This is a genomic window from Dysgonomonas gadei ATCC BAA-286 (assembly GCF_000213555.1).
GTDB classification, from domain to species: domain Bacteria; phylum Bacteroidota; class Bacteroidia; order Bacteroidales; family Dysgonomonadaceae; genus Dysgonomonas; species Dysgonomonas gadei.
In genome coordinates, this window is the sequence record NZ_GL891985.1 from 284,009 (window position 1) to 296,346 (window position 12,338).

Annotated in this window: 12 protein-coding genes; 7 read left to right on the forward strand and 5 right to left on the reverse strand. The window is 38.5% G+C overall.

Features of this window, described 5'->3' with window-relative positions; translation table 11 throughout:
• Positions 1-3 precede the first annotated feature (3 nt).
• The 4 genes from HMPREF9455_RS13830 to HMPREF9455_RS13845 all read right to left on the reverse strand — a co-directional run bounded on the left by HMPREF9455_RS13830 (position 4) and on the right by HMPREF9455_RS13845 (position 4,655).
• Positions 4-585: a 7-carboxy-7-deazaguanine synthase QueE gene (locus HMPREF9455_RS13830; protein ID WP_006800334.1), complete on the reverse strand. Its 582-nt coding sequence runs from the start codon at positions 583-585 to the stop codon at positions 4-6.
• Positions 566-928, reverse strand: a complete 363-nt coding sequence (queD, locus tag HMPREF9455_RS13835; RefSeq protein ID WP_006800335.1) for a 6-carboxytetrahydropterin synthase QueD — start codon at positions 926-928, stop codon at positions 566-568. The genes HMPREF9455_RS13830 and queD overlap by 20 nt, the downstream gene beginning before the upstream one ends.
• Positions 929-1,896: 968 nt before the next feature.
• On the reverse strand, positions 1,897-2,448 hold the full coding sequence (locus tag HMPREF9455_RS13840; protein WP_157256604.1) for an RDD family protein: 552 nt from the start codon (positions 2,446-2,448) through the stop codon (positions 1,897-1,899).
• 47 nt (positions 2,449-2,495) lie between these two features.
• Positions 2,496-4,655 carry a S9 family peptidase gene (locus HMPREF9455_RS13845; protein WP_006800337.1) on the reverse strand — a complete coding sequence of 720 codons (2,160 nt, stop codon included), beginning with the start codon at positions 4,653-4,655 and terminating at the stop codon, positions 2,496-2,498.
• A 416-nt stretch (positions 4,656-5,071) separates the two neighbouring features.
• Between HMPREF9455_RS13845 and HMPREF9455_RS13850 the strand changes: the two genes are divergently transcribed.
• Positions 5,072-6,205 (forward strand): redoxin domain-containing protein, encoded by a 1,134-nt coding sequence (locus HMPREF9455_RS13850; RefSeq protein ID WP_006800338.1) that lies wholly within the window; start codon positions 5,072-5,074, stop codon positions 6,203-6,205.
• Positions 6,206-6,291: 86 nt separating this feature from the next.
• Here HMPREF9455_RS13850 and dacB read toward each other — a convergent pair whose 3' ends face one another.
• Positions 6,292-7,737 carry a D-alanyl-D-alanine carboxypeptidase/D-alanyl-D-alanine endopeptidase gene (gene dacB / locus HMPREF9455_RS13855; protein WP_044216333.1) on the reverse strand — a complete coding sequence of 482 codons (1,446 nt, stop codon included), beginning with the start codon at positions 7,735-7,737 and terminating at the stop codon, positions 6,292-6,294.
• A gap of 80 nt (positions 7,738-7,817) precedes the next feature.
• On the opposite strand from dacB, the gene HMPREF9455_RS13860 reads away from it, so the two are divergent.
• From HMPREF9455_RS13860 to HMPREF9455_RS13885, 6 genes are all read left to right on the forward strand, one after another.
• Positions 7,818-8,954: an AI-2E family transporter gene (locus HMPREF9455_RS13860; RefSeq protein WP_006800340.1), complete on the forward strand. Its 1,137-nt coding sequence runs from the start codon at positions 7,818-7,820 to the stop codon at positions 8,952-8,954.
• 62 nt (positions 8,955-9,016) lie between these two features.
• Positions 9,017-9,388, forward strand: coding sequence for a DUF3127 domain-containing protein (locus HMPREF9455_RS13865; RefSeq protein WP_006800341.1), 372 nt, complete (start codon positions 9,017-9,019; stop codon positions 9,386-9,388).
• 80 nt (positions 9,389-9,468) lie between these two features.
• Entirely contained in the window at positions 9,469-9,738 is a 270-nt protein-coding gene (gene rpsO, locus HMPREF9455_RS13870) for a 30S ribosomal protein S15 (protein WP_006800342.1), read from the forward strand.
• 89 nt (positions 9,739-9,827) lie between these two features.
• Positions 9,828-10,601 carry an acetylglutamate kinase gene (gene argB / locus HMPREF9455_RS13875; RefSeq protein WP_006800343.1) on the forward strand — a complete coding sequence of 258 codons (774 nt, stop codon included), beginning with the start codon at positions 9,828-9,830 and terminating at the stop codon, positions 10,599-10,601.
• A gap of 143 nt (positions 10,602-10,744) precedes the next feature.
• Positions 10,745-11,380: a porin family protein gene (locus tag HMPREF9455_RS13880; RefSeq protein WP_006800344.1), complete on the forward strand. Its 636-nt coding sequence runs from the start codon at positions 10,745-10,747 to the stop codon at positions 11,378-11,380.
• Positions 11,381-12,045: 665 nt separating this feature from the next.
• Positions 12,046-12,338, forward strand: a 293-nt coding sequence (locus HMPREF9455_RS13885; RefSeq protein WP_044216299.1) for a DUF4372 domain-containing protein, incomplete at its 3' end; no start/stop codon positions are given.

Sequence of the window (12,338 nt, forward strand, 5' to 3'; positions counted from 1 at the left end):
TTACTACTCGATATGTATCAGTTTGTGCGTTTGCAGGCTGAGCCGCCACTGAGGGTGCAGTTTTATAAGCTCCACACAATAGGCGACATTCTCCAGATTGATTTTATCTGCATCGAATACAGGACTCAGAAAGTAATTATCGGCTTTTGGAAATACCGAGATATCCGGCACCGGATCTCCTGCCTGTATAGGCATACGGATCTCATGGACAAAAGGAATCCGGTTCTTTATTGTTTCATAGTCCTGCTTAGGGCTACAGGTGATATAATCTATCAATGAAGGTACCCTTCGCGTACCATTTGTCTCTATTGCCTGCCTATATCCGTGTTCGCGGAATACAGCCAGATGAGCATCCCTTAACTGGATGGTAGGCTCACCGCCGGTCCATATGATCCACTTGCATGGATAGACACTGATAGCTTCCAGTATTTCGTCCACGCTCATTTCGTCACCATCAGCAAAATCAGTATCGCAGAAACTGCATGCCAGGTTGCACTTTGTAAGCCTGATAAATACAGACGCTTCACCCGTACGCCCCCCTTCACCTTGCAGCGAATAGAAAATCTCATTCACTATCAGCTTCATAGATGGCTGTTGTTTTAGGGGTTTCGGATACTTCTATCGCATATAGCTCGGGAATGTCCTTTTTGAAAATATCATACAGGTACTTTGCCATATTCTCGGCTGTCGGATTGAATGGTAATATATCATTCAGGTGCCTGTGGTCGAGTGTATTGTCAATATACTGCTTCACGCTATCGAGCTCTCTGTAGTCTTTTATAAATCCTACGGTATTCAACTGCTTTGCCTGCAGGTGTACCGTGATCACATAATTGTGCCCGTGCAGTCGCGAACAGGGATGCTCGAGAGGCAAACCCTCGAGTATATGTGAAGCGGAAAACGAAAATTGTTTACTTATTTTATACATGTTATTATTCTATTCCAATCCGGATATATATTTTTCTAATAAAAACATTTCTATCAATGGTACATTTACAACTTTCAACCATTAAAAGGTAACAAAGGTAACACATTTTTTACAGTAGATGGCAAACAGTATTCTCACGCAAAAACGTAAGTCGCAATGTTCAATTTATAACCCATTGCAATATTTGCATTTATTAACTACATTCTATTAAAACCTGACACATCTGACAACTTTTCTTCTATTTTTTTACTTGTCATTTTTATATTCGTTAACAGTGTATGGTTAAAAAGTAACAAAGGTAACACAGAAAACAATTAATAATTAAGAATGAAAAATTAATAATTAGCTTGTCAGACAGAGCGAAGCATCTCTTTCATAAAAAAGTGACAAACTTAACAGGTTTTGCATTCTCTTTGTAGGGGCGAATAAACATTCGCCCGATATTGATTGCGGACGAATGTTTATTCGCCCCTACAGTTTACTCAAAAGGTAACAAAGGTTACACCTTTTTCAATTAATAACTTGTATCTATAATTTTTTGTTCTTCATTTAATACTTACTACTTATCCCAATACTTCAAAGAACTACAAGCTAACGGCTAACGGCTAATAGCTTATTATATAGATAAAGTTTCCTGCTTCTGATTCACGGGTATACGAAAAAACCTTGCTGGCATGGATATTTTGTTCGTATCTTGCTCAAAAAGTAATCGTTCTTTTTGCTTCGCAACACACAGATGGGATGTCTGTGTGAGCCACAGTTAAAAAGCTACAGTAACTTTAATACAATGAATGCAAATAAAAATATAGAGAGAAAGCCAAATACTATACTTGTTATCTGCTGTTCATCTTCTTTACCTGTAAGATATTTCATAGTTACATTCTTTCTACCAATAGTTCGATAGAATAACATTCTTACAGCAGCTCCAATAAAACATATAAACGGAAATCCATACATAATATCGTCAACTATCCTTTTACTACCTTCGTTCCGGACAACCTGTCATGAAATCCGTTTTTTGTAAAAAGAAATGAAACGATGTCGAACGGAGCAATAATCCTCAAAAGAGTCCTTACTATTATATCGGCATTGCTCGGCGCTTCCCCGTTATACGTTACAACTTTTGTTTTGGTAATCATTTTACCCAATGTTTTTTGGAACTTGATCTCCAAACCTGCATAATATAAAATATAAGAAGCGAGTGTGATCAAATAACCGATCAGCATCTGGCTGCCTCTGTGTGCATTTAACGGGAGTGTCAATACGAAGACGGCAATCAACCATATGAATGAATCGATCAGGAAATTAAGAAATCTTATTCCGGAACCGACGGTACTATTCTCTATCTCTATAGCTTTTCCCTCAGCCTCTATTATTCTTTTTATTATATCTTCAATTTCCTGATCCGGAATTTCCCTCTTTGCCAACTCACTATCAGCTGCTTCTAAAGCTTCAGACTGATAATCGTCCCTGCTTATTCGAGTGATCTTTATTAATTCCTCGGCTGTTTTCGAAGACATTATTTGATTAAAATCATTCCCCATAATACCCATAAGCGATTCGTTTCCTATTTCAAAAAATCCTCAAAATAACGGGTTATGTGTTCATGCAAATGCACACGGTCGCGCCCTGTCATATTATGTCCGTGCCCCGGATATATAAAGAAATCGGGATGTGTACCCTTTTTAATGGCAGAATGCAGGAATTGCAAGCTCTGTTGCATCACTACGGTAGGGTCTTCATCACCATGTATAAGCATCAGGCGGCCTTTAAGGTCTCCGGCACGTTCTACCATGCTGGAATTCTTATATCCTTCCTGATTTTCCTGAGGACTATCCATATAACGTTCGCCATACATCACTTCATAATACTTCCAATCTGTAACAGGCCCGCCTGCTACACCGACTTTAAATGTTTCGGGATGGCGAAGCATCAGGTTCAGCGTCATAAACCCGCCATAACTCCACCCATGTACTCCTATACGGTCGGCATCTACATAGGCTAACGATTTCAGGTATTCCACACCTGTCATCTGATCGTCTGTCTCCACCACTCCAAGCCGGCGATGTGTTATATTTTCGAAATCTATTCCCCTGTTCGACGTGCCCCTGTTGTCCATCGTAAATACTACATAGCCCTTTTCAGCCATGTATATATCCCATCCTCTTACCTGTCCCATCCATGAATTATCTACCATTTGGGAATGAGGCCCTCCATATACATAAACAATGACCGGATATTTCTTGTTCGGGTCAAAATTCAGCGGTTTCACCAGACGATAATACAGGTCTGTCACATTATCATTCGCTTTCAACTTACCCAGTGTTATCTCGGGCAACTGCACATTCCTATAAGGATTCTTTGCTGAATAATAAATATATGACTTATTCGATTTGGTTTCAGTAATTGTCACCTTTCCGGGGTTATTCTGTGAAGTGTATCTGTCGCAGATGAATTTTCCCGAAGCGCTAAGCATGCCGTCATGGACACCTTCTTCCTTCGACAGTTGCTCTCTCTTTCCTGTTTTCAGATTCAGTTTATAGATATGCTTTTCTATCGGACTTACTTCGGTAGATACATAAAAGAGATTCTCTCCTTTTTCGTCGAATCCCAGAACAGATGTAACATCCCATTTGCCGGAAGTAATCTGCTTCAACAACTTTCCGGTTGTATCATACAGATATAAATGATTAAATCCATCGCGCTCACTTTGCCACAAGAACTTCGACGGCTCATTCTTCAGAAATAATACGGGATTTTCAGGCTCTACATACTTCGGATGAATTTCAGTAAATAAAGTCGTTTGCAGTTTCCCGCTCGCAGCATCGTAACTCCTTACAATGCAAGTATCTTGCCCCCTGTTAACTTCGGCAATATAGATATTTTTTTCATCGGGACTCCATGCTATATTCGTCAGGTATTTTTCTTTAGGAGTACCTGTTTTCAGATATACTGTTTGCTGTGTAGCAGGATTGTACACTCCCACTGTTACATGATGGCTTTTCATTCCGGCCATCGGATACTTTATATTTTTCAGTTTGGCGATACGCGCCGAAATATCTACTAACGGATAATCGGTAACCATCGTTTCGTCCATACGGTAGAATGCAAGAAGATTTCCTGCCGGCGACCAGAATATACCTTTGTTAATACCGAACTCGTTCCTATGAACAGATTGCCCGGAGACAATGCCCGTATTTGTTTCGTTGGTTACGGCCGTTTCTTTCCCTTCCGAATCCTGTATATACAGGTTATTATCTTTTGTATATGCGAGCATTCTGCTTTTTTCAGACCATTCGTGGTTATCTATCCCGTCTAATGACAGAAACGCAGCCATTATCTTTTTTGTCACAAAGTCATATAAATATATTTTGTCAGGAGTGGCAATCAGTATATTATTCGACTGTGGAGATATAAACTGAATCGTATTTAAACTTTTCAGCGCTTCATCTTTATCAAATCCCATACCTGAATTAATATCCTGAAGGCTAAGCAATACTTGAGGTTTCTCTTTATCTGTATTGGGAGCAATCATTACGGAATCACCTTTTATGTAAGTCAGTTTATCTCCATACCATCCCAATTGGCGAGGCATTTCGGCACGATACTTGCTGAATGTTTTACCTCCGGGCGTCAGGTCTTCTAATGTCAGGGGTATTTCTTGGCTGTATGATTTCATTGGAAGCAAAATGCTTATGGCTAAAAAAAAGGAATTAATAAATTTCATACTATAATTTTATTTTTAAAGGATGGATGGAAACTCGCATGACAAAATTATCCTGTACTTTGGTGAATTGCGATCCATGTTCGTTTTCATACCCATAGCTGATTTTTTAGTGAACAAAGATAGTGAATTTCTATGTCGCAGATTTATCTGACAGGTACAGATTTACACCTCAATAGTTTATTATCATCAAAAGTGGCAATAGGTCAGTCAGTGAATTAGTTTTTTTTTAGAACAATTTATTTTTTTAAACGTTTTAGAAATAAAAGTTATACTTTTGCGTTACTAAGTATAAGAAAGGGAAATTTACACATAGCATAAGAACGTATTTAATGATATATTTTTCAATCTAACTACTTGTGGTATTTTAAATTTAAAAACAACAAATAGGTCCACGACCTTATCTAAAGAACGACAATATGTTAAAAAACAATATATTATACTACACCGGACTTATTCTATTGTTTGTTTCAATAGTCACGTCATGTAGTAAAAATCCAAAAGAATTTGAAATAAGCGGAAAACTCGACAATGTAACAGGTGATCATTTTTTCATGTCGCATGAGATCGGAGACTCCGTATTTATAGACACTGTCGCCATCAGTGCAAAAGGTGAATTTTCTTTCCGTAGCGAAATTGATACACTGACAGAATATTCATTGTACTTTAATAAAAATACAAAAAGCACTTTCGTTCTTGCCAACAAAGGATGGAAGGTAGAGCTTAAAGGCGACGTACTATATCCCGACCTGATAGATGTAAAGGGTGGTGACGTAAATGATGATTTAACGAACTTCAAGGAAAAAAATAAAACTTTGCTCAAATCGCGCGCCGACATATTGAATACTGCCGAAAAGAACATTAAAAACGAAGACAGCCTGGTAGTGAAAGATTATGTGGTGGAACTAAAAAACATTAATTTCGAGTTATCCAATATAGCAGCCGCATATGTAAAAGCAAATCCGGACAAGATAGCCAGCGTAATGTTGATAAATACATTTTTTAAGGATGAGACTTCCATCCCGCGGCTTGACGAAAACCTGTCTTTGTTGAAAGGCAAAGCCATTGACTTTCCACTGACAGCAGAACTTAAAAGTTTTAGGGATAAAATTAAGTTGTCGGCAGTAAATGCTTATGCTCCGGGATTTTCAATAAAAAATATACAGGATAAGACGGTGCAATTATCTGACTTTAGAGGCAAGTATGTACTTCTTCTATTTGCTGCTACCACATGTGATGTATGCCGCGACGAGAAACAAGATGCAATCGATGTCTACAATGAATTGAAAAAGCAAAAAAAGAATATCGAATTCATTTCCATTGTAAAAGATTCAGAACAGGTACCTCTTAGTGAAAATATAGCCGATTCTGTAAAATGGAATATATTACCTGTGAAGGGAGGATGGGCCGCAAAACCTTTCGACACCTATTACATCCGTGAAATACCTTACAACATACTGATTTCACCGACCGGTATCATTCTGGAAAGAGATTTGCCTATCCGTGCAGTTATAAGCAAGATGGAAGAACTCACAGGCGAAAAGAAAAAGTGAGATAAGCAATCAATAATATGAAGTAGGGGCAAATAAATATTCGCCCCTATATTTTTTTTAAATTATCCAATATTTTTCTTACTCCCTCAAAACATCGAGAGCAACAACTTATCTATAGCCTGCACTATCCGGCTACGTGAACCCGTAAAATTATTGACCATTATGGTAAAAGCATATTTCTTATCCCCGTCAATATAGTATCCCGCAAAGCATTGCACGCCATAGATACTGCCGCTTTTCATCGAAATCTTCCCTGCAAGGCGTGTTCCTTTGAGCCGGCTGCCTACAGTTCCGTCCTTCCCTGCTTTGGGCAACGACTCCAGAAATGCATCGGCATACTTGCTTTTTGCCTGCATATACACCAGCAGATCGCACATGAATGCAGGACTCACGGCGTTGGACGGGGCAAGCCCGCTTCCATCGAACATAGTAAGCGCATCGGTATTCAATCCCCGGGCCTTCCATAACTCTTTCGTTTTGTCAATCCCTGCATCCAGGGCAGAGGAGTATATATCTGTCGTTTTTGTACGGCCTACGGTACGTATAAGATGTTCCGCATAGTGATTGTTGCTCCTTACATTGGTATCCTTTATGATATCTTTCAATGGAAAAGACTCGTGGCGATAGAATATATCTTCGTTAAAAGTCTTTCGATTCTTCGAATACATCTGATTGAAATACCTGTCATACGTGCTTTCTACCGTACCCAACTTAAAGCCCTTATCAGTCAACTGCTTTGCCAATACTTCGCCGAGATATAAGCCCGGATCTGGAATATCGCCTTTTATACTGAACGACGGCCTTCCACCGGGGATATCTCCCGAAAGAAGTCTGTTTACAGAGAAAGGTTCCCCGTGAATATATCCGTTGTCCTGCCCTGTAGCATTCATCGTAAGGGTATTGCGGAACGATAGGTTCATTTCAGGCCGGGTCTTTATTATAATGGGACATGTATCGAGACGCATTGTATTGAAAAACAATTCATAGGTATTATCATAAATACTGATACCATAACTTGCCGCAGCATAATAATTACCCATATCCTGATATGTCCATCGTTGCGATACGCCTTCATATCCAAAATAATCATCGACAATGGTAATATCCAGTTTTTTTGTTGAATCGAATTTCTGTCCTATCTGTTCTGTCCATCGGGAAAGGAACTCGTCAGGCGTATTATCCAGATGTTCGGTGCCCAGCGTAGGATCGCCATATCCATGCACCAGCAGCCTGTCCGATTTATCTTTGTCTATAGCCAGAGTCGTCTGATATTTATAATCGGGACCCAATATTTCCAGTGCGGTGGCGGTAGTTACTACCTTTAGTATGGATGCGGGGGTGTATGCCCTGTCTTCATTATGTCCGGCTAGTTTCGTCCCTGACAAGTCCTTTACACAAATACCAACGGAGGCATGTTTGAGCCCCTGATGATTAAGAAAAATTTGTATTCCGGCTTGTTTTACCTGTGCATTCAGTATATAAGGAACTAATACCAAGAATGTTAATAAATATCGGCTCTTTGCTTTCATCATAGACAGATTGTTACGGGAAATAAGAAAAAATAAAATATCTTTGTAAAGATATATCAAATAATTTAAAACAGCATCCGCATATGACAATGGGACAACCATTCGACAAGCCTTTTACTTTCGATCGCACTATCCGACTGCTGATAAGCGTATTGGCTATAGGAGCCGCCCTCTACTTTCTGTATTTACTGAAAGATGTATTGCTCCCTTTTTTCATAGCATGGCTTTTAGCTTATATGCTCAATCCATTGGTACGCTTTTACAAAAGGAAATTAAAGCTCCCTCATTCTATAGCTGTTATACTTACACTACTATCAGTGGCGGGGATATTCACACTACTCGGATTTATACTGGTTCCTCTTATCGAAAATGAAATATGGCAAATCAACAACCTTATTGCAACTTACGATCTGTCGGTAATAAGCCAAAACGGGATTCCGGTAAGTGTGGCTGATATTATAGGTCGGTATGTTGACTACAAAGAACTTCAAAGCACATTGTCGAAAGACAATCTTGCAGAAATTATCCAATATGTAAGCCCTGCCGTAGAATCCCTTTTTTCGGGTACAATATCCTTCCTCTTCGGCCTTACAGTAGTCTTTATTGTTATCTTATACCTGATATTTATATTGCTCGATTATGATAAGATAAATGAACTCTGGAGATTCCTTATTCCACCTAAATACCGCCCGATAGTAGGGCGTATAACACTGGACGTGGAAACCAGCATGAACAAATATTTCCGCCATCAGGCATTTATCTGCTGCATTCTGGCAGTGCTGTATGCTACCGGATTTCAGATCATAGGTTTGCCGATGGCAATTATGTTTGGCCTTTTTGTAGGTCTTGTACATATGATACCATATCTTCAGGTCATCACATTCCCGCCGGCAATATTGCTTTGCTGGTTGCGGGCATCGCAAACAGACGATAGTTTTTGGGTTATGCTGGGATTAGTGGCTCTTATATACGTAATTGTGCAATGTATTATGGATCTGTTCTTAGTACCGAAAATAATGGGAAAAGCAATGGGCCTGAACCCGGCAATCATTCTCTTATCTCTTTCGGTATGGGGTTCGCTATTAGGCATAGTGGGTATGATAATCGCTATCCCCTTAACTACCATGCTACTGTCATATTATAAAGAATTTATCACCTCAGCCGAAAAACTGCAAGCCATAGAACAAGCGCAACAGGAGATACCTTTCGATGAAAGTTGAGATTAATTGATTTTTTTGTATCTTTATGCCTCGTTTTTGAAAATCAACAAAATAATATAATAATGCAGTTAACAGCAAAATTAATTCAAGTACTTCCTGTACAGACAGGTATGGGTAAAAACGGAGAGTGGAGGAAACAGAGCATCATTCTTGAAACCGATGGCATGTATCCTAAAAAAGTATGCATGACCTTCTGGGGTGATAAAATAAATGAATCTATACTTCAAATAGGAAATATTCTGGATGTGTCTTTCGATGTAGAAAGCCGTGAATATAACGGAAACTGGTACACAGACCTCAGAGCTTGGAAAGTAGAACCTGCAGGCACAAGTCAACCTGCTCCGGCGCAATCATACGGACAAGCAAGTCAACCTACACAAGCCGCTACCCCGGTGGACTTTAGTGGAGACAGTGGCGACGACCTTCCATTTTGATGGATTTTCGGGCTAAATATTTGTCTGTCAAAAAATAAGTTTTATCTTTGCACCTCGTTAAATAATATAAATAACAACTTATGTATTTAGATTCAGCTAAAAAGCAAGAAATCTTCGCAAAACACGGAAAGTCTAACACTGATACTGGCTCACCTGAAGCTCAGATAGCATTGTTTTCATACCGTATTTCGCATTTAACTGAGCATTTGAAGTTAAATAAGAAGGATTATAACACTGAAAGATCTCTAAGACGCCTTGTAGGTAAACGTCGCCGTTTGCTTGATTACCTGATAGATAATGATATTGAAAGATATCGTGCTATCATCAAAGAACTAGGTATCAGAAAGTAATCTTTCGGAGAAAAGATTTATTAAGGGATTGTTTCTATTGGAACAATCTCTTTTTGTTTTATCTTTATACACACTCATTCAGCAAACATATGGAGAAGCTAACTATAATAAAAGTAGGCGGAAAAATTGTAGAAGAAGAACAATCGCTGAAACAACTTCTAAAAGATTTTGCCCGTATAGAAGGATATAAAATACTAGTTCATGGCGGAGGACGATCGGCAACAAAACTGGCAGAGCGTCTGGGCATCGAAAGCCGTATGATAAACGGCCGCCGCATCACCGATTTAGAGACACTGCAAATAGTAACAATGGTTTATGGAGGCCTTGTTAATAAGAATATTGTGGCAGGACTACAAGCCCTGAACGTGAATGCTCTTGGACTTACAGGCGCAGATATGAATTTGATACGTTCCGAAAAAAGACCCGTAAGAGAAATAGATTATGGATTTGCAGGAGATGTAAAGGAGGTAAACACGGCGATACTGTCTTCTCTGATATCTCAGGGCATAGTACCCATATTAGCCCCTCTCACACATGACAAACTTGGCAATATACTAAACACCAATGCCGACACGATAGCAGGAGAAACGGCAAAAGCCTTAGCCAACGTTTTCGAGGTGAGCCTTGTGTATTGTTTTGAAAAGAAAGGCGTGTTAATGGATGAAAATGATGATGATAGCGTAATTCCATCACTAAACAAAGCAGCATTTAAGGATCTGGTTCAGAAAGGTGTTATACAAGGAGGCATGATACCTAAACTTGACAATGCGTTCGAATCTATCGAAGCAGGTGTAAAAGAAGTGGTGATAACCAGTGCAGACGAGATAGGAAAAACCTCAGGCACACATATTTATCTCCCTTGATAAAAATATTCCGTTAAGTGGTTATTAAAATATAATCGATAAGATATCTTTTCTTTATTATTTCTTACGAGTTGTTAAAGAATATCAGCAAAAGAATATATATTTGCCTACGACAAGTTTTAATTTAACCTAATAAGACAATTATGAGAACAATTCTAAAATTTAGCTTAGTTATTGCTGCATTACTATTAGTAGTAAATGTTAATGCACAGGAAAAGCCTCTTACTTTCGGCGTAAAGGCAGGAATAAATCTTTCGAATATGACTGAAGACCTAAAAGGAGATGCTAAAGTCGGATTCAATGTAGGAGTAACATTGGATTATGCTTTGCCATCGGACCTGTATTTATTGACAGGACTGGACTATTCTCTTGAAGGAACAAAAGAAGGCGATTCAAAGATAAATTTATCATACTTGAAATTGCCTGTACATATAGGATATAAGTTCCAGGTAGCAGAAAATACTAAATTGGTATTGCATGCCGGTCCGTATGTAGCATATGCTGTAAGTGGTAAATACAAAGCTGGCGCAATAAGTATTGATGCATTCAATAAAGACATAGAAGATGCGTTAGGTTTCAAATATAACAGATTCGATTTTGGTGTCGGTCTTGGTGTTGGGGCTGAGTTTAACAAGATTGTCGTAGGATTAGGTTATGATTTAGGTTTAAGTAATCTGATTAATGTAAAAAACAGTGCAACTGTTGAAGATATTACAGGAATATCTAATCCGAGCGGTAAAAATATGAACGCTTACCTGACGGTAGGATATAAGTTCTAAACAACAGGTCAGAATATAAGCAAGCTCCGAAATCCGGGGCTTGCTTTTTTATATACAATACCTTACTACCCGCTTAAACACTTTAAGAAAACTTTATCTATATAATAAGCTATTAGCCTTTAGCTGTTAGCTGACAGTTCTTTGAAGTATTGGGATAAGTAGTAAGTATTAAGTGAAGAACGAAAAATTATACGAGATACAGGTTATTAATTGAAAAAGGTGTAACCTTTGTTACCTTTTGAGAAAACTGTAGGGGCGAATAAACATTCGTCCGCAATCAATATCGGGCGAATGTTTATTCGCCCCTACAAAGAGAATGCAAAACATTACAATGAATTATAAATTGAACTTTGCGATTTAGCGTCTTTGCGTGAGAATACTGTTAACTGGATGACTGTTCACTGTAAAGTCACTTATGCGATAGCCAAAGCTAACGGCTAAAAGCTATCCAGGGCAAACGCATCAAATTGTTCAACTTCTATCGAAGGCCTGTAGGGGCGTATTGCATACGCCCGCATAGCAAAATATCACAATTGGGCGTATGCAATACACTAGTGTCCACTAAAAAACATTAACAAGCGATGTAATTATTTGATATGCAATTAATAATATTCGTTTTTTTTACGTGTACATTTCAAATCTCTATTTTTGTTAGAAGTAACAAAATGATAGTAGGAATGCACAATGGACATTACGTTTTTACTCAATTATGTAGATTTCTGCCCAAGAGAGCTTTTGATTGTTTAGTCGATAAATACGAAGGCAATAAATATGTAAAATCATTTACTTGTTGGAATCACCTTTTAGTTCTGATTTTTGGTCAGTTATCTAATCGGGAAAGCCTTCGGGATTTGATAGGGATACTTGATGCGCATAAGAAAAAGTTTTATCATCTTGGATTTGGAAAAAGCGTAACACGTAGTAATTTATCTAAAGCCAATGAAGTACGTAGTATAGA